The organism is Bartonella sp. W8151, assembly GCF_016100385.1.
Taxonomy (GTDB): domain Bacteria; phylum Pseudomonadota; class Alphaproteobacteria; order Rhizobiales; family Rhizobiaceae; genus Bartonella; species Bartonella apis.
Genome location: NZ_JACFSO010000014.1, coordinates 1 through 270 on the forward strand (window position 1 = coordinate 1; position 270 = coordinate 270).

A 270-nucleotide genomic window follows, 5' to 3' on the forward strand; every position below is an offset into this window, starting at 1 on the left:
ATGAGGGGCAAAATGCTGTTGTTGGAGGGGCTTATGCTTATTCGCTCCATCAAGGGGACGGAAGTGACGGCAGTTGGTACTTACGTACGCTTGATACAACCCATGTTCCTCCGGTAATCCCGGAGGATCCGACAGATCCGGAAATACCTTCAACGCCTGTTATCCCAACGGACCCTTCAAGTCCCGTTTATCAGCCAGGTGTAGCTTTATATGAAGTTTACCCACAAATTCTTCAACAAATGAATAAGCTTGGTACACTGGAACAGCGTG

At 48.1% G+C, this 270-nt stretch carries 1 protein-coding gene; it reads left to right on the forward strand.

The window, feature by feature from the left end; all coding sequences use genetic code 11:
• Positions 1-270: autotransporter outer membrane beta-barrel domain-containing protein (locus H3V14_RS10755; RefSeq protein ID WP_198228586.1), on the forward strand; the 270-nt coding region annotated here is incomplete at both ends.